The organism is Caballeronia sp. 11_S32, from assembly GCF_056930355.1.
The window spans coordinates 727,214-750,774 of the sequence record NZ_JBXOWH010000003.1 but is presented as its reverse complement, the minus strand read 5'-3'; the positions used below and the strand labels follow the sequence as shown (position 1 = coordinate 750,774).

Annotated in this window: 19 protein-coding genes; 7 read left to right on the top strand and 12 right to left on the bottom strand. The window is 63.6% G+C overall.

Annotated features, from left to right (window positions below; translation table 11 throughout):
- Positions 1 to 49: 49 nt before the first annotated feature.
- From AC1Z32_RS15155 to AC1Z32_RS15145, 3 genes are read right to left on the bottom strand one after another with little or no spacing between them, the layout of a single operon-like run.
- The gene (locus AC1Z32_RS15155; protein WP_483479415.1) at positions 50 to 460 is read right to left on the bottom strand and encodes a gamma-butyrobetaine hydroxylase family protein; all 411 of its coding nucleotides are present in this window, start codon (positions 458 to 460) and stop codon (positions 50 to 52) included.
- A gap of 9 nt (positions 461 to 469) precedes the next feature.
- Positions 470 to 904: an HIT family protein gene (locus tag AC1Z32_RS15150; protein WP_062606360.1), complete on the bottom strand. Its 435-nt coding sequence runs from the start codon at positions 902 to 904 to the stop codon at positions 470 to 472.
- 36 nt (positions 905 to 940) lie between these two features.
- The gene (locus tag AC1Z32_RS15145; RefSeq protein ID WP_483479414.1) at positions 941 to 5,035 is read right to left on the bottom strand and encodes a DUF3683 domain-containing protein; all 4,095 of its coding nucleotides are present in this window, start codon (positions 5,033 to 5,035) and stop codon (positions 941 to 943) included.
- On the opposite strand from AC1Z32_RS15145, the gene AC1Z32_RS15140 reads away from it, so the two are divergent.
- From AC1Z32_RS15140 to queF, 4 genes are all read left to right on the top strand, one after another.
- Positions 5,034 to 5,330, top strand: a complete 297-nt coding sequence (locus AC1Z32_RS15140; protein WP_483479413.1) for a hypothetical protein — start codon at positions 5,034 to 5,036, stop codon at positions 5,328 to 5,330. The genes AC1Z32_RS15145 and AC1Z32_RS15140 overlap by 2 nt on opposite strands.
- A gap of 213 nt (positions 5,331 to 5,543) precedes the next feature.
- Entirely contained in the window at positions 5,544 to 7,082 is a 1,539-nt protein-coding gene (gene ilvA, locus AC1Z32_RS15135; RefSeq protein WP_483479412.1) for a threonine ammonia-lyase, biosynthetic, read from the top strand.
- 9 nt (positions 7,083 to 7,091) lie between these two features.
- The gene (locus AC1Z32_RS15130; protein ID WP_483479411.1) at positions 7,092 to 8,006 is read left to right on the top strand and encodes a 5'-nucleotidase; all 915 of its coding nucleotides are present in this window, start codon (positions 7,092 to 7,094) and stop codon (positions 8,004 to 8,006) included.
- Complete coding sequence (gene queF, locus AC1Z32_RS15125) at positions 8,003 to 8,827, top strand: NADPH-dependent 7-cyano-7-deazaguanine reductase QueF (protein ID WP_483479410.1); 825 nt, start codon at positions 8,003 to 8,005, stop codon at positions 8,825 to 8,827. The genes AC1Z32_RS15130 and queF overlap by 4 nt, the downstream gene beginning before the upstream one ends.
- Positions 8,828 to 8,872: 45 nt before the next feature.
- Here queF and AC1Z32_RS15120 read toward each other — a convergent pair whose 3' ends face one another.
- Genes AC1Z32_RS15120 through AC1Z32_RS15110 form a run of 3 tightly spaced genes read right to left on the bottom strand, consistent with a single transcriptional unit; the run spans position 8,873 to position 11,672 of the window.
- Positions 8,873 to 9,259 (bottom strand): RidA family protein, encoded by a 387-nt coding sequence (locus tag AC1Z32_RS15120; protein WP_483479409.1) that lies wholly within the window; start codon positions 9,257 to 9,259, stop codon positions 8,873 to 8,875.
- A gap of 35 nt (positions 9,260 to 9,294) precedes the next feature.
- On the bottom strand, positions 9,295 to 10,773 hold the full coding sequence (locus tag AC1Z32_RS15115; protein ID WP_483479408.1) for an N-acyl-D-amino-acid deacylase family protein: 1,479 nt from the start codon (positions 10,771 to 10,773) through the stop codon (positions 9,295 to 9,297).
- 2 nt (positions 10,774 to 10,775) lie between these two features.
- Positions 10,776 to 11,672 (bottom strand): MurR/RpiR family transcriptional regulator, encoded by an 897-nt coding sequence (locus tag AC1Z32_RS15110; RefSeq protein WP_483479407.1) that lies wholly within the window; start codon positions 11,670 to 11,672, stop codon positions 10,776 to 10,778.
- A 146-nt stretch (positions 11,673 to 11,818) separates the two neighbouring features.
- On the opposite strand from AC1Z32_RS15110, the gene AC1Z32_RS15105 reads away from it, so the two are divergent.
- Positions 11,819 to 13,093 (top strand): amino acid deaminase, encoded by a 1,275-nt coding sequence (locus tag AC1Z32_RS15105; RefSeq protein WP_483479406.1) that lies wholly within the window; start codon positions 11,819 to 11,821, stop codon positions 13,091 to 13,093.
- Here the strand turns inward: AC1Z32_RS15105 and AC1Z32_RS15100 are convergent.
- Both AC1Z32_RS15100 and AC1Z32_RS15095 read right to left on the bottom strand, forming a co-directional pair.
- Positions 13,090 to 13,560, bottom strand: a complete 471-nt coding sequence (locus AC1Z32_RS15100) for a MarR family winged helix-turn-helix transcriptional regulator (protein WP_483479405.1) — start codon at positions 13,558 to 13,560, stop codon at positions 13,090 to 13,092. The two genes, AC1Z32_RS15105 and AC1Z32_RS15100, sit on opposite strands and share 4 nt — an antisense overlap.
- A gap of 17 nt (positions 13,561 to 13,577) precedes the next feature.
- Positions 13,578 to 15,173 carry an MFS transporter gene (locus tag AC1Z32_RS15095; RefSeq protein WP_483479404.1) on the bottom strand — a complete coding sequence of 532 codons (1,596 nt, stop codon included), beginning with the start codon at positions 15,171 to 15,173 and terminating at the stop codon, positions 13,578 to 13,580.
- A 107-nt stretch (positions 15,174 to 15,280) separates the two neighbouring features.
- Between AC1Z32_RS15095 and AC1Z32_RS15090 the strand changes: the two genes are divergently transcribed.
- Entirely contained in the window at positions 15,281 to 16,129 is an 849-nt protein-coding gene (locus AC1Z32_RS15090) for an EcsC family protein (RefSeq protein WP_483479403.1), read from the top strand.
- On the opposite strand, the gene AC1Z32_RS15085 is transcribed toward AC1Z32_RS15090, so the two are convergent.
- From AC1Z32_RS15085 to AC1Z32_RS15075, 3 genes are all read right to left on the bottom strand, one after another.
- On the bottom strand, positions 16,099 to 17,025 hold the full coding sequence (locus AC1Z32_RS15085) for an alpha/beta hydrolase (RefSeq protein ID WP_483479402.1): 927 nt from the start codon (positions 17,023 to 17,025) through the stop codon (positions 16,099 to 16,101). The genes AC1Z32_RS15090 and AC1Z32_RS15085 overlap by 31 nt on opposite strands.
- A gap of 24 nt (positions 17,026 to 17,049) precedes the next feature.
- Positions 17,050 to 17,463, bottom strand: a complete 414-nt coding sequence (locus AC1Z32_RS15080; protein ID WP_483479401.1) for a CHRD domain-containing protein — start codon at positions 17,461 to 17,463, stop codon at positions 17,050 to 17,052.
- Between the two features lie 209 nt (positions 17,464 to 17,672).
- Entirely contained in the window at positions 17,673 to 18,818 is a 1,146-nt protein-coding gene (locus AC1Z32_RS15075; RefSeq protein WP_483479400.1) for a porin, read from the bottom strand.
- Between the two features lie 442 nt (positions 18,819 to 19,260).
- Between AC1Z32_RS15075 and AC1Z32_RS15070 the strand changes: the two genes are divergently transcribed.
- On the top strand, positions 19,261 to 20,196 hold the full coding sequence (locus tag AC1Z32_RS15070; protein ID WP_483479399.1) for a LysR family transcriptional regulator: 936 nt from the start codon (positions 19,261 to 19,263) through the stop codon (positions 20,194 to 20,196).
- 20 nt (positions 20,197 to 20,216) lie between these two features.
- On the opposite strand, the gene AC1Z32_RS15065 is transcribed toward AC1Z32_RS15070, so the two are convergent.
- The gene (locus tag AC1Z32_RS15065; protein WP_483479398.1) at positions 20,217 to 23,531 is read right to left on the bottom strand and encodes an ATP-binding protein; all 3,315 of its coding nucleotides are present in this window, start codon (positions 23,529 to 23,531) and stop codon (positions 20,217 to 20,219) included.
- Positions 23,532 to 23,561: the final 30 nt, after the last annotated feature.

Sequence of the window (23,561 nt, the reverse complement as noted above, 5' to 3'; positions counted from 1 at the left end):
GTCGCGCCGGATATGCGGCGTTATGCCGCATCCGTATTGCTCGGCGGCCTCAATGGCAGTGCCCGCCCCCGGAGGGTTTGGCCGCCATCGGCGTATCGCGGTCCACGCCCGCCGCTTGCAGTTTCCCCAGATACTCGCGCCACAGCTCGTCCTGACGCGTCGCCAGGTCGTGCAGGATGTCCCACGAGTAGATGCCGGTATTGTGGCCGTCCGAAAAATTCAGTTGCAGCGCGTAATGTCCGACCGGTTCGATCCCGATGATCGTCACCTCGCGCTTGCCGGTCTGCAGCGTTTCCTGCCCCGGCCCGTGCCCCTGCACTTCGGCGGAAGGCGAATACACGCGCAGTAACTCGAACGGCACGCGATACGACGTGTCGCCGTATTGCAGTTCGAGCACGCGGGATTTCGAATGCACGACGACGCCGGTGGGAATCGGCGTCGTTGATGTGAGTCCGCTCATGATGTCGTCTTATTGATGGCCGAACGCCTGGTTCAACTCGTTGCGCACTTGTTCGCGCAGGAGCGTCGCCTGCGCGCGGCGCTTGGAAAGCTGCGATTCGGAGACCGTGCGCTGGCGCGGCGCCCAGATCGGCAGCGGAAAGCGGGAGTCGTTGGAAAAGCGTGGAATGATGTGCCAATGCACGTGCGGCACCTGATTGCCGAGGCTCGCCAGATTGATCTTCTCGGGCACGAGCACGCGGCGCATCGCGCGCTCGACGCCGTTGACGGCGGTCATCACGCGCGCGCGGTCGCCGTCCGACAAATCGGACATTTCGGCGACGTGCGCGCCCCAGACCACACGGCACAGACCCGGCCAGTCGGGCTCATCGGCGAGGACGACGCGCAACGCGTCGTCCGACCACAGCACATCGCCGCCGTCTTCACGGCAAAACACACAGTCCATCTCATACCTCTAGCGAATCAAACCTCGATTTCGCTATTACACCAGCACGCGCTCGATACCGCCATTGTTCGCGCGTTCGACGTACTGTTCCATCCAGTTTTCGCCGAGCACCTTGCGCGCGATTTCCACGACGATATAGTCCGCCTCGATGTTGGCGTCCTCGTTGTAGCGCGAAAGGCCTTGCAGGCAGGACGGGCAGCTCGTGAGGATCTTCACGTCCGCGCCATTGGGCTGAGGACCGTCGCCGGCCTTGAGCACCGAGCCGGGCTGCGCGCCCGCCGCGCCGGCCGCCGCGTTCGCCATGTTGATGGCGTTCGCGCCCGCTTCCGCGACGAGCGGAATGCCGCGCAGCTTTGCCGCACCCTTGCGGATTTCCTCTTCCTTGCGGAAACGCACCTGCGTGGAGATGTCCGGACGCGTGACCGCGAGCGTGCCCGATTCGCCGCAGCATCGATCGTTCTTTTCGATCTTGTAGCCGTCGCGTTCCGAACCCATCAGCTCGTTGACGAGCTTGACCGGGTCCATCGTCTTGATCGGCGAGTGGCAAGGGTCGTGATACATGTAGCGCGTGCCCTTCACGCCGTCGAGCCTGATGTTCTTCTCGAGCAGGAACTCGTGAATGTCGATGATCCGGCAGCCCGGGAAGATCTTCTCGAATTCATAGCCCGCGAGCTGGTCGTAGCAGGTGCCGCACGACACGACCACGGTCTTGATATCGAGATAGTTCAGCGTATTCGCGACGCGATGGAACAGCACGCGATTGTCCGTGACGATCTGCTCGGCCTTGTCATACTGGCCGGAGCCGCGCTGCGGATAGCCGCAGCACAGATAGCCCGGCGGCAGCACGGTCTGCACGCCCGCTTCCCAAAGCATGGCTTGCGTCGCGAGTCCAACCTGCGAGAACAGGCGCTCGGAGCCGCAGCCGGGGAAGTAGAACACCGCTTCCGAATCGACGGTGGTCGTCGCCGGATTGCGGATGATCGGAACGATCTTGTTGTCCTCGATGTCCAGCAGCGCGCGCGCCGTCTTCTTCGGCAGATTACCCGGCATCTTCTTGTTGACGAAGTGGATCACCTGCGTCACGACCGGCGGCTTGCCGACCGTCGCGGGCGGCTGGGCCGTCTGCTTCTTGACGATTTTCTTCAGCATATCGTTGCCGAAACGCTGGGCCTTGTAGCCGAAGTCCATCATCACGTTGCGCGCGAGATTGATCGTCTGCGGATTCGTCGCGTTCAGGAAGAACATGCCCGCCGCATTGCCCGCGTTGAACTTCTTCTTGCCCATCTTGCGCAGGAGGTTGCGCATGTTCATCGACACATCGCCGAAATCGATCTTCACCGGGCACGGCGTCACGCACTTGTGACAGACGGTGCAGTGATCGGCGACATCGTTGAATTCGTCCCAGTGCTTGATCGACACGCCGCGGCGCGTCTGCTCTTCGTACAGGAACGCTTCGACCAGAAGCGACGTGGCCAGAATCTTGTTGCGCGGGCTGTACAGCAGGTTCGCGCGCGGCACGTGCGTCGCGCAGACCGGCTTGCACTTGCCGCAGCGCAGGCAGTCCTTGATGGAATCGGAAATCGCGCCGATATCCGACTGCTGCATGATGATCGACTCGTAACCCATCAGCCCGAACGACGGCGTGTACGCATTGCGCAGGTCGGCGCCTTCGAACAGCTTGCCCTTGTTGAAGCGCCCGTGCGGATCGACGCGCTGCTTGTACGCGCGGAAATCGCCGATTTCGTCTTCGGTCAGGAACTCCAGCTTCGTAATGCCGATGCCATGCTCGCCCGAGATCACGCCATCGAGCGAACGCGCGAGCTTCATGATGCGCGCGACGGCGTGATGCGCGTCCTGCAGCATCTCGTAGTTATCGGAGTTGACGGGGATGTTCGTGTGCACGTTGCCATCGCCCGCGTGCATGTGCAGCGCGACGAACACGCGCCCGCGCAGCACTTGCTTGTGGATCGCCTGCGCTTCGTCGAGGATCGGCTTGAACTCGCCGCCGTTGAAGATCTGGCGCAGTTCCGCGCGAATCTCCTGCTTCCACGAAATACGCACCGTGCGGTCTTGCGCGACGTGGAACACGTTGGCGTCCGGCTGAATGTCGACGCGATCCGCGAACTTCTCCGCAAGCGCTTCGTAGCCGAGATTGACGAGATAGTGCTGCGCCTCGCGCAAGGACATGTCGAGCTTGTCGCCGACGAAGGTCCAGCGCTCGCGCACGCGTTTCAACAGATCGAGCGCCTGCTGCACGCGATCTTCGAGCAGCTCGGCGCTGGGGATTTCGTTGGCGTCGTCGGTCTTTCCGAGCGGCAGCTTGCCGGTGCGGAAGAACGCTTCGAGCGCATCGACGAGTTGCAGCTTGTTCTTGATCGAAAGCTCGATGTTGATGCGCTCGATGCCGTCCGTGTACTCGCCCATGCGATTGAGCGGAATCACGACGTCTTCGTTGATCTTGAACGCGTTCGTGTGCTTCGCGATCGCTGCGGTGCGCGAGCGGTCGAGCCAGAAGCGCTTGCGCGCCTCGGCGTTCACCGCGACGAAGCCTTCGCCGCTCTTGCCGTTCGCCATGCGCACGACTTCGGATGCGGCGGAAGCGACGGCATCGGCGTCATTGCCGACGATATCGCCGATCAGCACCATCTTCGGGAACGCGTTGCGCTTGCTCTTGGTCGCGTAGCCGACCGCGCGCAGATAACGTTCATCGAGATGTTCGAGGCCGGCGAGAATCGCGCCGCCCTGCTTCGACGTTTCGAACAGATAGTCCTTGATCTCGACGATGCTCGGAATCGCGTCGCGCGCCTGGCCGAAGAATTCGAGGCAGACGGTGCGCGTGTGCGCGGGCATCTTGTGCAGAATCCAGCGCGCCGACGTGATGAGACCGTCGCAGCCTTCCTTCTGCACGCCGGGCAGGCCGGCGAGGAATTTATCGGTGACGTCCTTGCCGAGCCCTTCCTTGCGGAACGTGCGGCCGGTGATGTCGAGGTTTTCCGAGCGGATCAGCTTTTCGCCGGGCGCGCGGTTGCCGTCGAACCAGTCGAGGCGGAAACGCGCCACTTCGACATCGTGAATCTTGCCGCAGTTGTGATCGAGACGCGTGACTTCGAGCCAGTTGCCTTCGGGATCGACCATGCGCCACCACGCGAGATTGTCGAGCGCCGTGCCCCACAACACCGCTTTCTTGCCGCCCGCGTTCATCGCGACATTGCCGCCGACGCACGATGCGTCGAGCGAAGTCGGATCGACGGCGAAGACGAAGCCCGCCTGTTCCGCCGCTTCGGTCACGCGCCGCGTGACAACGCCCGCTCCGGAGAAGATCGTCGCGACTTTATGATCGACGCCCGGCAGATCCGTCATCTCGACCGGGCCGAGCTGCTCCAGCTTTTCCGTATTGATGACGGCGGAGAACGGCGTGAGCGGAATGGCGCCGCCGGTATAGCCGGTGCCGCCTCCGCGCGGAATCACGGTGAGGCCGAGTTCGAAGCACGCCTTGATCAGGCCGGCGATCTCGGCTTCGCTATCCGGCGTCAGCACGACGAACGGATATTCGACGCGCCAGTCGGTCGCGTCGGTGACGTGCGAAACGCGCGACAGGCCGTCGAACTTGATGTTGTCCTTCTGCGTCTCTTTGCCGAGCACGCGCGATGCGCGGCGGCGCAGGTCGGCCATGCGGCCGAACTCGGCGGCGAAATCATCGACGGCGCGGCGCGCGGCGGTGATCAGCAGTTGCACGCGCTCGGCGCGCTCACGGCTGCCGGCTTCGGCGCTGTGCGCGGAGAGATCGGCGCTGCGGCGTTTTTCGATTTCCGTGAGACGGTGATTCAGCGCTTCCACCAGAAGCGCGCGGCGCTTCGGATTGTCGAGCAGGTCGTCCTGCAGATACGGATTGCGGCGCACGACCCAGATATCGCCGAGCACTTCATACAGCATGCGCGCCGAGCGGCCGGTGCGGCGCTCGTTGCGCAGTTCGTCGAGCACGGCCCAGGCTTCGTCGCCAAGGAGCCGCATGACGATTTCACGATCGGAGAACGACGTGTAGTTATAGGGAATTTCGCGCAGACGGGGCTCGGTATCGAGCGCCAAGGCGGCATGGGCGCCGTTCGGATCGAAGGCTTGAGGTGCGTTCATGTTCGACGGTTCGGTGTGCCGGCGGGTGCGCTATGAAAGCGGAAACGCCGACGATGCGCGTGGGGGCGCAAATTTTCGAATGAGACTTATCTTGGCGAAGGCCGCCGGACCGCTCTGCGCGAAACTCTGCGAGGCGGAAATCATCACGACGCCTTCGGTGTGCCCGGGATCAACGCCACGATCGCGCGTGGCGCGCATGCTTTTCCGCCGCGGGATGCGACTCGCGGGAGACATGCGCCAGAAAATCGATCCGAAGCTGCCGGTGCATCTGCCGATCCTGATTGCTGATTCGTAAAAGGAAATTCTAACCCATCGCGGTGGCCCGCGTTCGCGTGCGCTAGCAGGCAGAAGGGGCTTTTGCGTGCATATTCGCGACACGTTTTCGGCATTTTCGACGCTGTTTTGCACGACCGTCCGGACGGTAGAAGCACATGGCGCGCCCGGATGACGCGCGGATGGCGCTATCATTGATGCTTTCGCCCTCAAAACCCGCGCGCACCGTCGACGCGTGACGATTCCTCGCATGACACATCCCGACTACCTGAAAAAAGTGCTGACCGCGCGCGTGTATGACGTCGCGCGCGAAAGCGAGCTCGAACCCGCGCGCAACCTGTCGGCGCGCCTGCGCAACTCCGTGTTCCTCAAGCGCGAGGACAACCAGCCGGTTTTCTCGTTCAAGATTCGGGGCGCCTACAACAAGATGGCGAACCTGCCCGCCGACGTGCTCGCGCGCGGCGTGATCACGGCGTCGGCGGGGAATCACGCGCAGGGCGTGGCGCTGTCGGCGGCGCGGCTCGGCTGCCGCGCGGTCATCGCGGTGCCGACGACGACGCCGCAAGTGAAGATCGACGCGATCCGCGCGCACGGCGGCCCGACGGTCGAAGTGGTGCTCGCGGGCGAGTCGTACAGCGACGCCTACGCGCGCGCCGTGCAGCTTCAGGAAGAGCGCGGCCTGACCTTCGTCCATCCGTTCGACGATCCCGACGTGATCGCGGGCCAGGGCACGGTCGCGATGGAAATCCTGCGCCAGCATCAGGGCCCGATTCACGCGATCTTCTGCCCGATCGGCGGCGGCGGGCTCGCGGCGGGCGTCGCGGCGTACATCAAGGCGGTTCGGCCGGAGATCAAGGTGATCGGCGTGCAGACCGAGGATTCCTGCGCGATGGCGCAATCGATCAAGGCGGGCGAGCGCGTGACCTTGAGCGAAGTCGGTCTGTTCTCGGACGGCACGGCGGTGAAGCTCGTCGGCGAAGAGACGTTCCGGCTGTGCAACGAATTGCTCGATGAAGTCGTCACCGTCGATACCGACGCGCTCTGCGCCGCGATCAAGGACGTGTTTCAGGACACGCGTTCGGTGCTCGAACCCGCCGGCTCGCTGGCCGTCGCGGGCGCGAAGCTTTACGCGGAGCGTGAGGGCATCGAAGGCAAGACGCTGATCGCGGTAACGTCGGGCGCGAACATGAACTTCGACCGCATGCGCTTCGTCGCGGAGCGCGCGGAAGTCGGCGAGGCGCGCGAGGCCGTGTTCGCCGTGACGATTCCGGAAGAGCGCGGCAGCTTCAGGCGCTTCTGCGAATTGGTCGGCACACGCAGCGTGACCGAGTTCAACTATCGCATCGCGGATGAAAAGGCCGCGCATATCTTCGTCGGCGTGCAGATCAAGTCGCGCAAGGAAACGGCGCAGATGATGTCGGCGTTCATCGAGCATGGTTTCGCGACGGTCGATCTCTCGCACGATGAACTTTCGAAGCAGCACATCCGTTATATGGTCGGCGGCCATTCGCCGCTCGCGCGGGACGAGCGTCTGTTGCGCTTCGAGTTCCCGGAGCGCCCGGGCGCACTCATGAAGTTCCTCTCGTCGATGGCGCCGGAATGGAATATCAGCCTGTTCCACTATCGGAATCAGGGCGCGGACTACAGCTCGATTCTCGTCGGCATTCAGGTGCCGCAGTCGGACAACGCGGAATTCGAGCGCTTCCTCGCGACGCTCGGCTATCCGTGGTGGGACGAAGGCGCGAATCCGGTCTACAAGCTGTTCCTCGCCTGAGTGGTCTAGATGCCGAAGTTCACGCTCGAAGACAAGCTCGTCGTCGCGATTTCGTCGCGCGCGCTCTTCGACTTCGAGGAAGAAAATCGCGTCTTCGAGACCGGCGACCTCGCGCAATACGAAGCGCTGCAACGCTCGCGGCTCGACCAGCCCGCGAAGCCGGGCGTCGCGTTCGGGCTGATCCGCAAGCTGCTCGCGTTGAATGCGGGCGAGCAGCGCGTCGAAGTGGTGATCCTGTCGCGCAGCGATCCGATCAGCGGCCTGCGCGCGTTCCATTCGTGCCGCGAGCACGGCCTCGCGATCGAGCGCGGCGTGTTCACGCGCGGCCGCTCGCCCTTCGCGTACCTGAAACCGCTGCACGCGTCGCTGTTTTTGTCCGCGAATCCGGACGATGTGCGCGCCGCGCTCGCCGCCGGCTTTCCCGCCGCGCGCGTGCTGCCGGAAACGCCGCGCGCCGCGAGCCGGTATGCTGACGAGATCCGCATCGCGTTCGATGGCGACGCCGTGCTCTTCTCCGACGAAGCCGAGCGCGTGTTTCAGAGCGATGGACTTTCCGCGTTCGTCGGCCACGAAACCGACAAGCGCGAAGAGCCGCTTCCCGGCGGTCCCTTGAAGCCGCTGCTGGCCGCGCTCAACAAACTGCAACGCATCGCGGACGACCACGACAACAAGCCGATGCATATCCGCACCGCGCTCGTCACCGCGCGCTCCGCGCCCGCGCACGAGCGCGCGATCCGGACGCTGATGGCGTGGGACATCGAAATCGACGAAGCGATGTTCCTCGGCGGCCTCGACAAGGGCGAATTCCTCCGCGAATTCGAGCCCGATTTTTTCTTCGACGATCAAATTCGCCACTGCGAATCGGCTCGCGGCATCAGCCCGACGGGGCACGTTCTCAGCGGCATAGCGAACTACGCATCATGACACCCGATCAATCTCCGCTCGGCAAGCCCGTCCACTACACCGAACAGTACGATGCATCGCTGCTGTTCCCGATCGACCGCAAGCGCGCGCGCGACGCGATCGCCGTGCCCGCGCGGCTGCCGTTCTTCGGCACCGATATCTGGAACGCCTACGAGCTTTCATGGCTGAACCGGCGCGGCAAGCCGCAGATTGCGGTCGCGACGTTCTTCGTGCCGGCGGATTCGCCGAACATCGTCGAATCGAAGTCGTTCAAGCTGTATCTCGGCTCGTTCGCGCAGACGCAGTTCGATTCGATCGACGATGTGCGCGCCGCGATCAAGCGCGATGTGTCGGCGGTTTGCGGCGCGACGGTTTCGGTGCAGTTGGCCGCGCCCGTGGATTTCCAGAAGCTTCAGATGGAAGAATTCGACGGGCTTTCTCTGGACCGCCTCGATCTCGACTGCGAGGTGTTCTCGCCCGATCCTTCGTTATTGAAGGCGACGCACGACGAAGCGCCTGTCGATGAGACGCTGTTCTCGAATCTGTTGAAGTCGAATTGCCCGGTGACGGGCCAGCCGGACTGGGGCAGCGTGCAGATCCGCTATTACGGCGGGCAGATCGATCACGCGGGGTTGCTGCGGTATATCGTGAGCTTTCGCGGACATACCGGATTTCATGAGCAATGCGTCGAACGCATCTTCATGGACATCATGCGGGAGTGCAAACCGGAGCGGCTCGCGGTGTATGCGCGGTATACGCGGCGCGGCGGGCTCGATATCAACCCGTTCCGCACGAACTTCAATCTGCCGATGCCGGATAACGCAAGGCTGGCGCGGCAGTGAATCACGATGCGGCTTCGCTTCGGGCAAGCGAAGCCGCGAGCATCATCAGGCGGAAGGCTTCTTATACGCCACGCAATCCACCTCGACCTTGCAGTCGATCACCATCGACGACACGACACACGCGCGCGCCGGCGGATTCGCGCCGAAGTACTCCTTGAACACCTTGTTGAACGAAGCAAAATCGCGCGGATCGTCCAGCCACACGCCGCAGCGCACGACGTGTTCCGTGCCGTAGCCCGCTTCCTTCAAAATCGCGATCACGTTCTGAATCGCCTTGTGCGTTTGCTCGACGATACCGCCGTTGATCACCTCGCCGTCTTCCATCGGCGTCTGGCCAGACACGAACAGCCAGCCATCGGCCTCGACCGCGCGTGCGAACGGCATATGCGCGCCGCCCTGCCCCTTGCCACCTTCCACGCCATAACGCTTCATCTTTTCGACTCCTTTTCCGTCAAACAAATCGGTTCTCAAAACGCGCCCTGCGCATCGAGCTTCGATGCAGACCCGCGCGCCACGAAACGTCCCGCGCGCGCGCCGGTCACGGCCTGCTCGCGATACGTCAAAACGCCATTCACCCACACCGCGTCGATGCCGTCCGCCGCTTGCTGCGGCTGAGCGAACGTCGCGGCATCGCGCACGCGCTCCGGATCGAACACGACCAGATCCGCGTGATAGCCCACCTTCACCTCGCCGCGCTCCGTCAGCCCGAAGCGCCGCGCCGACAGGCTCGTCATCTTGCGCACCGCTTCTTCGAGCGGGATCAGCGCCGTGTCGCGCGCATAGTGGCCGAGCACGCGCGGAAACGCGCCCCACAAGCGCGGATGCGGCAGCGGATCGTTCGGCAAGCCATCGGAGCCGACCATCGTCGCGGGATGCGACAGGATGCGCCGCACGTCGTCTTCCGACATGTTGTGATACACCGCGCCCGCCGGCTGCAGGCGCTTCGCCGCTTCCTGCTGCGTCACTTTCCATTCGTCGGCGACTTCGCGGATCAGCTTGCCCGCCATTTCCGGATGCGGCGTCGACCAGGTGATCGTGATGTCGATATCGCCCGTCACCTGCTTCAAGTCCAGCGTCGACGAGCTGCGGTTGTACGGGTAGCAATCGCATCCGACCGGCTGGCCATCGCGCGTTGCTTCGATCGACTTCAGCACTTCCGTGCTGCGCCCCCAGTTCGACGGCCCCGCGCACTTCAGATGCGAAATCACCACCGGCACACGCGCGTGCCGGCCGACGCGATACGCCTCGTCCATCGCGTCGAGGATCGCGTCGAACTCGGTGCGCATGTGCGTCGTGTAGAGCGCGCCCGCTTTCGCGAGCGGCTCGGCGAGCGCCTGCACTTCTTCCGGCGGCGCGTTGAACGCCGATCCGTACGCGAGCCCGCTCGAAAGCCCAAGCGCGCCGTTATCCAGCGCTTCTTCGAGCTGCGCGCGCATGGCGGCGACTTCATCGCCGGAAGCGGCACGGTCGAGCCGATCCATGTGATTGTTGCGCAACGCCGTATGGCCGATCAGCGCGCCGACATTCACCGTCGGCCGCGCCTCGTTCACCGCATCGACATAAGCGGCGAAGGTCGGATATTTGAACGCGGCGGCGTCGCCGAGCAGGTTCATCGGGTCGGGCGGATCGCCCTTGAGTGTCACCGGCGACGCGCTGATCCCGCAATTGCCGACGATCACCGTCGTCACGCCTTGCGTGATCTTCGGCATCATCTGCGGCGAGCGGATCACGTGAGTGTCGTCGTGCGTGTGGACATCGATGAAACCGGGCGCGAGCACTTTCCCTTGCGCTTCGAACACGTCGTCGGCGGTCCAGTCAGCGAGACCGCCGGGCGCGACGATCGCGACGATGCGCCCGTCCCGCACCGCGACATCACGCTCGACGGCGGGCGCACCCGTGCCATCGATCACGCGCGCGCCGATGATCAGGGTGTCGGCTTTTTCCATGTTCAGTCTCCCAGGGGTTGACGCTCGCCGCCGCCGCGATGCGAATCGAGCGCGTGCTTCATGCGGCGCAACAGTTCGCGGCTGTGATCGGCCTGCTTGACGGCCAGTTCGGTGACGAGCAAATCGAGCGCCATCATCATCGCGTAGCGCGACGACGACGGTTTGTAGATAAAGTCCGTTTCGATCGCGATGACCGGAATCAGCCAGTCCGCGAGCGCGCCGAGCGGCGATGCCGGTGCGGTCAGCGCGATCACGCGCGCGCCATACTGCCTCGCGATCCGGCAGCTCTCGACGATCTCGGGCGTCTGCCCTGTCACCGACAGCGCGACAACGACCTGCTCCTTCGACAACGTCGAAGCCACCATGCGCTGCAACAGCCCGTCCTGATACGACGCGACGGGCCGGCCGAGCCGCACGAGGCGAAAGCGCATTTCATCGGCGAGCGCGGTCGAGCCGCCGCCCATGCCGAACACGTAGATCATCGACGCGGCGGCGAGCGCATCGGCGGCCTCGGCGATCGGCGCGGCGGCGAGCGCGCCCTGATTCTGCGCGAGCGTGGTCTGCACTTCGTCGAAGATGCGCGCGGCGAGCGAATCGGGCGCCGCGTCGCCATCGTCCGGACGGCGCGTCAGAAAACGCTGCCCGACAGCCGCCGCCTGAGCGAGCCGCAGCTTCAGTTCACGCACGTCCTCGCAGCCGACCGCTTTCGCGAAACGCGTGACGGTGGCGACACTCACGTCTGCCTTTTCCGCGAGCGCGCCGATGCTCGCGCGCGACGCGCCCGTCAGGTCGTCGAGAATGAGCGCGGCAACCTTGCGTTCGGCGCTGCGCAATTCCGGCGCGCGCTCCGCGATGCGCGCGACGATGTCGAAGCTGAGCGAGTCGGCGTGGCCGTTCATGGTCGATGTGCGGGTTTACGAGATGCCTGTGTTACTAAATAACATTTCCATCACGGATGCTACTTTGGTTAACATAGCACCGTCAACCTTGATGCGCATCGGATCGTGCACGGGGTTTATTTAAACGGACGATGGAGTAGCAGCACATGAAAGTTACAAACTATCAGAACGCGACGATCGACCCGTTCGGCAAGGGTCTCGGCATGGTGCCGGGCACGAGCATCCAGTTGAACGACGCTTCGCGCCTGCAATGGAATCTGCTCGAAGAGGACGTGAGCCTGCCCGCCGCCGTGCTCTATTCCGATCGCATCGAACACAATCTGAAGTGGATGCAAGCGTTCGTCGGCGAATACGGCGTGAAGCTCGCGCCGCACGGCAAAACGACCATGGCGCCGCAACTCTTTCGCCGTCAGCTCGACACCGGCGCGTGGGGCATCACGCTCGCGACCGCGCATCAGGTGCGCGCGGCGTATCGCGGCGGCGTGCATCGGATCCTGATGGCCAATCAGCTCGTCGGCAAACGCAACATGGGCATGATCGCCGAACTGCTCACTGATCCGAACTTCGAGTTCTTCTGCCTGGTGGATTCAGCCGATGGCGTCGATCAGCTCGGCGAGTTTTTCAGCTCGGTTCGCAAGAAGCTGAATGTGCTGATCGAACTGGGCGTTCCGGGCGGACGCACCGGCGTGCGCGACGACGCGCAGCGCGACGCCGTGCTCGCCGCGATCGCGCGCTGGCAGGGCACGATCGAGCTTGCCGGCATCGAACTGTACGAAGGCGTGCTGCAGGACGAAACGAAGGTTCGTGCGTTCCTGCAGAGCGCGGTGGATATTACGCGGAAGCTGATCGCCGAAGGCAAGATCGCGCGCAAGCCGGCGATTCTCTCCGGCGCGGGATCGGCGTGGTATGACGTCGTCGCCGATGAATTCGCGAAGGCCAACAGCGACGCGATCGAAGTCGTGCTGCGTCCGGGCTGCTATCTGACGCATGACGTGGGCATCTACAAGAAGGCGCAGAACGAGATCTTCGCGCGCAATCCGATCGCGAAGAAGATGGGCCAGGGCCTGAAGCCGGCGCTGCAATTGTGGGCGTACGTGCAGTCCATTCCGGAACCAGACCGCGCGATCATCGGGCTCGGCAAGCGCGATTCCGCATTCGATGCGGGCATGCCGGAGCCGGCGAAGCATTATCGTCCGGGCAACGAAGCGCCGCGCGATGTCTCGCCGGACGAAGGCTGGGAGATTTTCGGCCTGATGGATCAGCACGCGTATCTGCGCATCAAGCCAGGTGACGACGTGAAGGTCGGCGACATGATCGCGTTCGACATTTCGCACCCTTGTCTCACGTTCGACAAGTGGCGTCAGATTCTCGTCGTCGATCCGAAGTATCGCGTCACCGAAGTGATCGAAACGTTCTTCTAAGCCTTTTCTTCGATGGCGGCCGCTTGCGCGGCATTGGCGGCCGCGACTTCCTGAATGCGTCCCTCGAACATGTGAAGCGCGCTCGACAAGGCTTCGATGGCCTCGTCGGGCAGCGAGGCCATCGTGTCGTGCAAGAACGCATTGCGCCGCGGCAGGCCGTCTTCGGCCATGGCGCGCCCTTGCGCCGTCAGCGCGACATTCGATACGCGGTTGTCGCGCGCATCGACGCTGCGCACGATCCAGCCGAGACCTTCCAGCGTCTTCAATTGCCGCGTCAGCGCGCCCGGATCGACCTTCAAACGTTCGACGAGCTTCTTCTGCGACAGCACGCCCGCATGCTCGTGCAACGCGAGCAGGATGCGCCAGCGCGGCATCGGCTGTCCGACGGCCGTCTCGAACGCCGACATGAACGCGCGATACGTGCGCCCGAACTGCTGCACGACGGCGATACGGTCCTGTTCATTCATGCTTTCGATTCCCGTAATCATTCGGCGAGGACGACCGGCTCTTGCGGTCCTTTGAGCCGCACGGGCGGCACACGGCGCGACTGCCACAACGACACCACCGCGACCAACGCCGCCAGCGCAAGGCCGATATGAATCGCGGCGACGAGCGCCTCGCGCGCCGCTTCGAGCAGCATCGCACCGTCGTGGCCCGCGGCCGTCAGTTGCGAGAGCAGCGCCTGCTGTCCTTCACGGTTGATGAGGATTTGCGGATCGGAGAGATCGCCGGACCAATGCATTGCGTGATCCTTTTCGAGCGCCAGATTCACGCCGCTCGCGTACAGGTGGCTCACGAGCGTGCCGGTGAGCGCCGTGCCGATCATCCCGCCGATCATGCGCAGCGATTGCAGCAACGCGGTCGCGATGCCCAGATGCGCGCGTCCCGCCGTCTGCTGCGCGAACACGGTGAGGTTCGGCATGACGAAGCCGAGGCCGAGTCCGCCGAGCAGCATGACCACGAGCAGCAGCGCGCGCGGCATGTTGTGCGTGGCGACGACGACGCCCAGGCACGACACCGCGAGCAGCGCGAAGCCGACATACAGCATCAGATTGGCATTCTTCAACCGCGTCACGATACGCCCGTTCACGATACTCCCGATCGTGATGAACACGACGAGCGGCGTGATCATCATGCCCGCGTCCTTCGGCGACATGCCGAAGCCGCCCTGGAACAGCAGCGGCGCGTAGAAGAGCAGCGAGAACATCGTGAAGCCGCCGCGAATCGCCAGCGTGAAGAGCGCGGCGAGCGCCTTGTTGCGGAACATGTCGACGGGCAGGATCGCGTAATCGCAGCGCTTTTCCCACTTCCACAGCGCGAAGCCGGCGGCGACGCTCATCGCGAGCAGCGCGGCGTTTTCGACGCTGACGCCGTGCTTCGGCAGCATTTCGACGAACAATTGCAGCGCCCCGAGCGCGACAGCGATCAGCGCGGCGCCGGGCCAGTCGAGACGCATCTTGCCTTCGTGCGCGACATGGCGCAGGTGCGGCAGAAAGCGCCAGACGAAGAAGAGCGAGACGATGCCCACCGGCAAGTTGACGTAGAACACCGAGCGCCAGCCGTAGTATTGCGTGAGAAAGCCCCCGAGCGACGGCCCGACCGCATTGGCGATGCCGAACGCGGAGCTCATCAGCACTTGCCAGCGCAGGCGCACGACGTTATCCGGAAAGAGGTCGGCGATGCACGCGAACGCGGTGCCGACGAGCATCCCGCCGCCAATGCCCTGCAACCCGCGCGCGAGCACGAGGAACATCATGCTGTTGGCGAGCCCGCACAGCACGGAGGCGACCGTGAACACGACGATCGACGCGATCACGAATGGCTTGCGTCCGTAGTAATCGCCGAGCCGCCCGAAAATCGGCACGGTGATAACCGAAGTCAGAAGATACGAAGTGGCGACCCAGGCGTAGAGGTCGAAGCCCTTGAGTTCGGCGACGATCGTCGGCAGAGCGGTGCCAACCACGGTCTGATCGAGCGCGACGAGCATCGTCACGAACGAGACGCCCAGCATCGCCATGAGGGATTCGCGGAAAGGCAGAACCTGTCCGCTGGAATGGTGCGCGGCTGTGTGAACGGCCATCTTTTGTAAGCGCAATGATTGACTAGTCAACGGAAATGGAATCATAGCACGGTCGCACACTCTAATCTGCGTGGCAACTCACCCTTTTCCCGGACTGAAAACATCGCATGGAACCGACGCCGATCATCACCTCGCCGCTCACAACCGAAGATTTCGCGGCCCTCGCCCGCGCGAAGGAAGCGCTGGAGAGTCCGTCACTGACGATGAAGCTCGCGAGCGTCGTCGGCGCGCCCATCGAGAAGCTGATGAACCGCATGCCGGCCGCAGCTCAAGAGAAAGTCGACGAGGCGACGCAACTCGCGCTGAAGAAATGCCTCCAGGTCGCGCTGCGCACGCTCGGCAAGAGCGCGCCTTCTGATTCGCTGCTCGCGCCGCCGCCCGACAAGCCGCACAACCTGATGCACAAGCTCGCCGTCGCGACGACCGGCGCGGCGGGCGGCGCGTTCGGACTTTTCGCGTTGCCGGTGGAATTGCCCGTCACGACGACACTGATGTTCCGCTCGATCTGCGACATCGCACGCAGCGAGGGCGAGGACGTGCATCGCGTGGAGACGCAGTTGCAATGCATGATGGTGCTCGGCATGGGCGGCACCAATGCCAGCGACGACAACGCCGATCTCGGCTACTTCATCGTGCGCGGCGCGCTCGCGCAGTCGGTTTCGCGCGCAACCCACGACATTGCCGCGAAAGGGCTGGGCAGTCATGGATCGGCGGCGCTGCTCAAGTTCTTGCAGACCATCGCTTCGCGGTTCTCGGTGCAGGTCAGCGAGCAAGTGGCCGCGAAGTCGATTCCCGCGATCGGCGCGGTGCTCGGCGCGATGGTCAACACGGTGTTCATCGATCACTTTCAGCAGATGGCGCACGGCCATTTCACCGTGCGCAGGCTCGAACGGCGCTATGGCGCGTCGGCGGTTGAGCGCGCTTATCAGACGATCGAGGTGATGGGCGGAAGGTGAGTCCGCGCCGCGGATGTCGACACTTCGACGAACGCCGCGGCGCGCGCGAGCGCCTGGCGCGCTTCGGGCATGAACGGCGCCCAGACCTGGAAGATGTGCGGCACGTTGCGCCAGATCTCCAGTTCGACGCGAACGCCCGCCGCGCGCGCCTTCGTCGCCACGCGAGTCGAATCGTCGAGCAGCAGTTCCGTGTCGCCGACCTGGATCAGAAGCGGCGGCAAGCCTTCGAACTTGCCGAATAGCGGCGACGCGCCCGGATTGCGCGCATCCGCTGCGCCGAGGTACTGCGCGGCCACGCGAGGAAATACCGACGCGTGATACATCGGATCGCGGCCGTCGTTGGTTCGCATCGAGTCGCCGCTGCAGGTCAGATCGCTCCATGGCGAGAACAGGACTGCGGCGGCGGGCAGCGGATCGCCGGCGTCGCGTAATGCGAGAAGCGTCGCGAGCGCGAGGCCGCCGCCGGATGAATCGCCCGCGATGACGATCGATTGCGCGGGTACGCCGTTCTCGAGAAGCCGCCGGTATGCCGCGACGCTATCCTCCAGCGCCGCCGGAAACCGATGTTCCGGCGCCAGACGGTAGTCGAGCGAGAAAACGCGCGCGTGCGCTCGAGTGGCCAGCCCGAACGTGATCGCCCGATGACTGCGCGGCGAACAGAAGTAATAGCCGCCGCCATGAAGATAGAGGATGGTCGCGCGCGGCGCGGTGTCGGGCGCGAGCCATTCGTCACCCGAATCGAGTACATCGAGTCGCCAGCCTCTCGGCACGCCCGGCGACCAGATACGGCGAGACGTATAGGCGCGCGCCAACGCGACATCGAGTTCGGGCTTCGCGGAGTGCGGACGCACGCGCTTGCGCACGGCCCAGCACGCCAGAGCACTTTGCCAGCTCATCGCCGATCGATCTCGTCGCCCGTCTCAATTCGCCGGCATCACCTGACCGCGTATTTCGCCGGTCGGATTCTCCTGCGTGTGGATGTTGAAATACCACTGCCCTGCCATGAGGTCGGTCACCTGCTGATCGGTCAGCGTCGCTTGTCCTTTGATCGGGCTCGCGAGCGCTTTCTTGTCGACAGGCAGTTGCACCTTCCCGTTCTGACCGACCGGCGCGGGACCATGGAAATGAGCCATCGTTACCGGGCCGGACAACTCATCGTAGGAGGCGGTCCAGCTGAAGATTTTGGTGTCGGTGTCGAAGGTCGCGTCGAGTGTGCCGTGGCCCTTGCTCACGCGCGGCGGCACTTCGCTCGAAGGCTGGAGGTTCGCCTTCAGCGCGACGGTATCGGCGTGCGCTGCCACCGATGCGAGAAGCGTGAGCGTCAGAACAGTCATCCAGCGGACATGTGGTCTGCATGTCGAGATCATCGTTGCTCTCCTGTTTGGCGGACAGCGCTCTTCGAGGCGACGGCCGCATCGCCATGGTAGAGCATCGGAATGCGGGCCGCATTTTGCTTCGCCAAAGTCGAGCGCCAATGCGAAAAGGGCGCCTTGCGGCGCCCTTTTCTAGCTAGCTACGACAGCCTGGTACTGCTCAGGCCGCTTTAGAAGCGGTGACGGATACCCGTCGTCAGGAGGACCTGACGGCTGCTCGACGACACGTCGCCCGCGCCGTTGATGCCAGCAACCGGGTATTCACCTTCCGCGCCGCCGCTGGCGATTTGCACAACGCCTTCAGCGTAGAAGTCCGTGCGCTTCGACAGAGCGTAGTCAGCCTGCAGGCCGAACTGGTGGTAGCGGACGCGCGGCGTATCGTTGCCGCTGACCTTCGCGTTCGTGAACGTGTACGCAGCACCCAGCGACAGAGCCGGCGTCATAGCGTAACGACCATTGACTTCGTAGTTGTTGGTGATGAGCGAACCGCCGACCGTGTTACGGTCCAGACGGGTCTGCGTCCACAGTGCGCCGAACGTTGCAGCGCCGACCGCGTAGCTCGCGCCTGCACCGAACGTACGCTGACGGACGTCCGTGAGGACGTTGTCGTTGATGCCGGTGTACGCGAAGTCCGTGATCGCGCCAACGTTGTTGCTGCCGACGCCGTTGCCTTGCATGTATGCGGCGCCGAGTTTCAGGCCAGCGTTCGTGTAACCTGCGCCGATGCTGTATGCGCGGTTAGCTGCGAAGCTGCCTGCCGCATTCGAGAAGCCATACAGACCGCTGAACGAGAAGCCGGCGTAGTTGGCGCTCTGGAACTTGATCGAGTTGTTGATACGGAAATCGTTGCCGTCGAGGTTGTCGATATCACCCGGGTGTGCGAACGCGCGGCCGCCCCACGTGCCGGTGGCGCTCAGCGGGCCGAGGTAATCGGTCACGGAATCGGTCTGACGGCCGAGGGTCACGGTGCCGCCAGCGGTCGAGAGACCGACGAAAGCCTGGCGACCAAAGCCCGAACCGGTCAGCGACTGGCCGTTTGCCACGTTGAAGCCGTTCTCCAACGTGAAGATCGTCTTCATGCCGCCGCCGAGGTCTTCAGCACCGCGCAGGCCCCAACGGCTCATGTTTACGTTGCCGCCCGTCACGCCCCACGAGCTTGCCTTCTCACCGTCACCGGTATGGTTCTGTACGTTGTTGACGTACGTCAGGCCTGCGTCGACCAAGCCATACAGCGTGACGCTGCTCTGTGCGCTCGCAGCGGTTGCGAACGATGCGGCCAAAGCTGCGATGGCCGTTACGATCAGATTCTTTTTCATGCGTATTCCTTTTAGAGTCATCAGACTCGATGGGTTGCTTCAGGCCGAACGTCCGTCAAGCGCAGACTTTCCTCTTTGCTCGCTTGGCTCGGCACCGATATTCGGCATGTCGAAGTTTATGGCCCGGTCTTTTTGAGAAACGGAAAAGGAAACCACAAAAACCTTTTCGAATAATTCAAAAAATGGAATTTCAATATGCGTAAACGCTTAGCCAGCGTGGACTTACAGAGCACCTTGTTCACGCTGGCCAACCGAGTCGAAACACTAGAGTTGCGCGCATGCGACAGTGGTCACATTGAGACATCCGCCCTGGATCAGAACGCTCTTATTCCTGAGCGCCGTCTCGCGTTCTAAGATCGCGCACGCGAGACGGCGCTCCAGCCGCTCGCGCCGATTCGTATACACGGAGCGTTCAACGAGCGCTTCTCACATCGCTCTATCCATGAATCAACTCCAGGCGATGCGCGTCTTCCTGAAGGTGGCGGAAACCGGCTCGTTCGGCCGTGCCGCCGCCGCGCTCGATCTCTCCAACGCCGTGGTGACGCGATACGTCTCGTTGCTGGAGGCGCATCTCAACACGCGCCTATTGAACCGGACGACGCGCAGCGTCTCACTGACTGAAGCCGGACGCGCCTATGCCGAAGGCTGCCGCGCGGTCATCGAGCAAGTCGAGACCATCGAAGCATCGGTGGTGAACAGTTCGGTGGATCCGTCGGGCACGCTCAAGCTCGTGGCATCGGCGTCGTTTTCATTGCTCGGACTCACGCCGATGCTGTGCGCGTTTCGCACTCGCTATCCGAACGTGAAGCTGCGCCTCACGCTGCTGCATCGTCCGGTCGATCTCGTCGCGGAAGGCTTCGACGTCGGCATCGTCGTGCCGCATCTCGTCAACAGCGGCATGCTGATCAACCGACCGCTGGTCAGGGTCGAGCCGGTGCTCGTCGCATCGCCCTCGTATGTCTCGCGGCGCGGCACGCCGGCTCGCCCCGCCTCCCTGACAGCACATGAATTTCTCGCGCCGTCCGCGGACATACACGGATCGACGTGGTCCTTCATCGGGCCTTCTGGCGTGCTGGAAAGTGTCGCCCTCGATCCCGCATACAGCGTGAACAGCTCGCACATGCTGCGGCAGGCGGTTCTTTCCGGAATGGGAATCGCGGTGCTGCCGCTGAGCTACGTGGCGCAGGACATCGATTCCGGATCACTGGTGCGCTTGCTGCCGGGATATACGCTGAAGGACGCCGACAAGGAAGTGTCGATCGTGTACCCCGGACGCCGACACGTCTCGGCCAAGACGCGCTCCTTCGTGGATTTCGCGCTGGCCTATTTCCGTGAACGCGAGCTCGTCGACGCGAACCTCGCAGTATTGCCCGAATAAACGCGGCCGCGCCGCGTTAATCAAACAAGCGTGGCGCCTTGCGCGTCGATGCGCTCGACAAGCCGCTCGCAGCGCTCGATCAGCGCAAGCCCTTCGCGGCGGCGCGCTTCCCGGGTCTTGACATGCAGGTCGCGTCGGAACTGCTCAAGCACGGTGAGCAGCGGTCGATACTGCAACACGCTCGCGGCTCCGACGACACGATGATGCCATTCCCGCAGATCATCGACGGTGCCGCGATCGAGCAAACGCCTAAGCGCCACGAGATCCTCGCGAAACGACGATACGAACGCATCCAGCAGCGCCTTCACGGTGGCTTCGTTGCCCCACAGTTGCGCCATGGCGTTCAGATCGAGTTCATCATCGTCGCGTGGCTGCGCGGCGATGACTTGCTGCGAATGCGCGTCGAGATCGGATACCGCGTTAGCGTCCACCCACCAGCGGTTCAGATGCTCGCGCAACATGGCTAGCCGGGTGGGTTTCACGAGACAGTCGTCCATGCCCGCCTCGCGGCACTTGCGCAACTCGTCGGGGGCGGTGCTGGCCGTGATGCCGAGAATCGGCAGACGACGCGCCGTGCCGGCTTCGTCGGCCCGTATACGGCGGGCGAGCTCGTACCCGGTGACGTGCGGCATGTGGCAGTCGGTGATCAGGAAGCCGTATCGTGTATCCGCGAGCGCCGCGAGCGCCTCGGCGCCATCGTGCACGACGTCGCAGGCGAATCCGAGCAGCGAAAGCTGATGACGGATCAGCTCCTGGTTGACCGGATGATCTTCCGCCACGAGCACGAGATTGCCGCTGCGCAGCGCGTCTTCGCGGTCCGGCGCCGCCATCTTCGTCTCGTGCGGCAGCGCGACGCCCGATGCGATCTGCGGCATGCCGGTCAGTGCAGCAACGCACGCCGCCATGAGTCCGTGCCATGAGATCGGATTGACGCTCACGCGGATGTCGTCTTCCAGAATGCGGTATCCGGTCGGCTTGGGCTTCTCGGTCAGATGGATCACACACGAGCCCGCCGGCAAGGCGCGCTTGTGCGCATCGCTCAGGAAGACGATGTCGATATCCTCCAGCATTTCTGGCGCCGACTGCGTAAGTTCGTCGGGCGCAAAGCGCTGTAATTCGAGACCAAGCGCTTCGCCATAGTGCATGAGCGCCGCCGCCACACGGTCGTCGTCGATTGCGACGATGCCTCGCTTGCCTCGCAGCCCCTCGATCTGATAGTGGAATGTCTCGACGGGCATCGTCAGGCGCACGGTCATGGCCGTTCCGACGCCGATCGCGCTCCTGAGACTCATCGAGCCGCCCATCAATTCGACCAGGCGATTGCAGATCGTCAACCCGAGCCCCGTGCCGCCGAAGCGGCGCGTCGTCGACGTCTCCGCTTGCACGAACGGCTCGAACAAACTCTGCTGAGCCTCGGGCGCGATGCCGATGCCGGTATCCTCCACGCACAGTTCGATCACCTGCACCGACTTGCGTTGCTCGACCGCGCGCACATGCAGCATGACCTCGCCCTTGATTGTGAACTTGATCGCGTTGCTCATCAGGTTGAAGAGAATCTGCCTGAGGCGCACGCTGTCGCCTCTGACGATCGCCGCCACTTCCGGCGCCACGTCGACGCGCACGCGCAGGCCCTTTTCATGCGCGCGTCCGGCGAGCAGGCCGACGGCGCTATCCACGAGTTCGCGAAGCTCGATCGATGTATTCTCGATCGCCAACCGGCCGGCTTCGATCTTCGAATAGTCGAGGAGATCATCGAGAATCTGCAGAAGCGCGCCCGCGGAGTCCTGAATCATGCCGAGCATCTGCGATTGATCGGGATTGAGCGGCGTGTTCTCGAGCACTTCGACGAGCCCCAGGACGCCGTTCATCGGCGTGCGGATTTCGTGGCTCATCATTGCCAGGAAGTTGTCTTTCGCACGCGACGCGGCCTCGGCGGTATCGCGCGCACGGGCAAGCTCTTCCGCGCGGGCATGCTCCACGCTGGCGTCGGCCCAGTAGCCGCTCCAAACCACGGCGCCGTCGTGTTCGCGGTGCGCGACGAGATCCGCACGAATCCAGCGAGTCACGCCTTCGATGGTCGAGCGGAACTCCGTATGCAACGGCTCGAGCGTGCGCGCCGACGTCTCGATCTCCACGAGCAGACGAGGGCTGTCCTCGGCGTGGACGTGCGTCAGTGCATGAATCGGATGGTCAGCCAGCGCGACTACATCCAGACCGAGCAACTGTCGAGTATCGCCATCGATATAGGGAAGACTGTATGTGCCGTCGTTCGCGCGGCGCAGCTGGAACACGACCGCCGGCAGCGAGCGCGTGACGTCGTGAAGGCGGCGCTCGGTCTGTCGCGCGCGAGTTTCGGCATCGCGAATATCGGTGATGTCGATCATCGTGCCGACCACGCCCGCCCGCTCGCCATTCGACGCCGTGAACGCGCCCGTCCAGAAAAGGCCGTGGCGCGAGCGATTCTGGTTGTCGAGGAATTCCGCTTCGACCTCCTGCCGCTCGCCGGTGCTCAGGGTCGCGCTTGCCAGGTCGTGGAGCACGCGGCTGCGCTCCACGCCCCACGCCGCCACTTCGAGACTCGTATGGCCAAGAATGTCGTCGCGTCGAACGCCGAGCGCGTCCTCGAAAGCACGGTTCACCGCGATATAACGGTTTTCCATGTCCTTTGCGACGAGCGGGTACGGCACCACTTCCATCATCGTCTGCTGAAAACTGAGCTGAGTGCCAAGGCGCTGCTCCGTCTCCATTCGACGCGTCATCTCCTGTTGCAATCGTATAAATGCACGAATCGTCACGAACAACACAGCGGCAATGCCGATGAGCACCGGCAGCAGGCGCAACGGAGTGACGTTCCAGGCTGGAGTAACGGGCGACCGAGCCTCCCCCGCTTGCGCGACCGCCCGCCGGATCAGCAGATCGAGCGGCTGGAGTTCGGCGTGCATATCGTAATTCAGTCGTCCCGGCGCGCTCGGGGCCACGATCATGTCGATCTCGCCACGCTGAAACGCCGCAGCCGCCCTCGCCCAATCGTTGAAGCGCTTGGGTACGAACGTGACACCGAGCGACCTCTCGATTCTCGCAAACGCCACTTCCGGCGGCTCCAGCGAGGCATCGCCGGACGCGCGGAGCACGCCTACCACGATCGGCTTCAACGTGCGCAGGTAACTGCGCTCCGATTCATCGAGCTTGAATGCGGCTGCTGCGTCGTTCGTATCGGCGTGGACGTTAGCGGTTGAATGCGGAGCGCCGGAGTGAATGTCCGGCTCGGCCGCCTGGCTGAGCGGTGGCGCGATCAGGCATAGAAGAATCAGCCAACGCGCGAACAGTGATCTCAATTCGAAGCCCTCGGATGCGGGCCGACGCTT

What these genes read in the sequence shown, in the direction of transcription:
- AC1Z32_RS15155 (WP_483479415.1), bottom strand. Translation starts at nt 460, where the DNA reads ATGAGCGGACTCACATCAACGACGCCGATTCCCACCGGCGTCGTCGTG.
- AC1Z32_RS15150 (WP_062606360.1), bottom strand. Translation starts at nt 904, where the DNA reads ATGGACTGTGTGTTTTGCCGTGAAGACGGCGGCGATGTGCTGTGGTCG.
- AC1Z32_RS15140 (WP_483479413.1), top strand. Translation starts at nt 5,034, where the DNA reads ATGTTCGACGGTTCGGTGTGCCGGCGGGTGCGCTATGAAAGCGGAAAC.
- AC1Z32_RS15145 (WP_483479414.1), bottom strand. Translation starts at nt 5,035, where the DNA reads ATGAACGCACCTCAAGCCTTCGATCCGAACGGCGCCCATGCCGCCTTG.
- AC1Z32_RS15130 (WP_483479411.1), top strand. Translation starts at nt 7,092, where the DNA reads ATGCCGAAGTTCACGCTCGAAGACAAGCTCGTCGTCGCGATTTCGTCG.
- queF (WP_483479410.1), top strand. Translation starts at nt 8,003, where the DNA reads ATGACACCCGATCAATCTCCGCTCGGCAAGCCCGTCCACTACACCGAA.
- AC1Z32_RS15120 (WP_483479409.1), bottom strand. Translation starts at nt 9,259, where the DNA reads ATGAAGCGTTATGGCGTGGAAGGTGGCAAGGGGCAGGGCGGCGCGCAT.
- AC1Z32_RS15115 (WP_483479408.1), bottom strand. Translation starts at nt 10,773, where the DNA reads ATGGAAAAAGCCGACACCCTGATCATCGGCGCGCGCGTGATCGATGGC.
- AC1Z32_RS15110 (WP_483479407.1), bottom strand. Translation starts at nt 11,672, where the DNA reads ATGAACGGCCACGCCGACTCGCTCAGCTTCGACATCGTCGCGCGCATC.
- AC1Z32_RS15105 (WP_483479406.1), top strand. Translation starts at nt 11,819, where the DNA reads ATGAAAGTTACAAACTATCAGAACGCGACGATCGACCCGTTCGGCAAG.
- AC1Z32_RS15100 (WP_483479405.1), bottom strand. Translation starts at nt 13,560, where the DNA reads ATGAATGAACAGGACCGTATCGCCGTCGTGCAGCAGTTCGGGCGCACG.
- AC1Z32_RS15095 (WP_483479404.1), bottom strand. Translation starts at nt 15,173, where the DNA reads ATGGCCGTTCACACAGCCGCGCACCATTCCAGCGGACAGGTTCTGCCT.
- AC1Z32_RS15090 (WP_483479403.1), top strand. Translation starts at nt 15,281, where the DNA reads ATGGAACCGACGCCGATCATCACCTCGCCGCTCACAACCGAAGATTTC.
- AC1Z32_RS15085 (WP_483479402.1), bottom strand. Translation starts at nt 17,025, where the DNA reads ATGAGCTGGCAAAGTGCTCTGGCGTGCTGGGCCGTGCGCAAGCGCGTG.
- AC1Z32_RS15080 (WP_483479401.1), bottom strand. Translation starts at nt 17,463, where the DNA reads ATGACTGTTCTGACGCTCACGCTTCTCGCATCGGTGGCAGCGCACGCC.
- AC1Z32_RS15075 (WP_483479400.1), bottom strand. Translation starts at nt 18,818, where the DNA reads ATGAAAAAGAATCTGATCGTAACGGCCATCGCAGCTTTGGCCGCATCG.
- AC1Z32_RS15070 (WP_483479399.1), top strand. Translation starts at nt 19,261, where the DNA reads ATGAATCAACTCCAGGCGATGCGCGTCTTCCTGAAGGTGGCGGAAACC.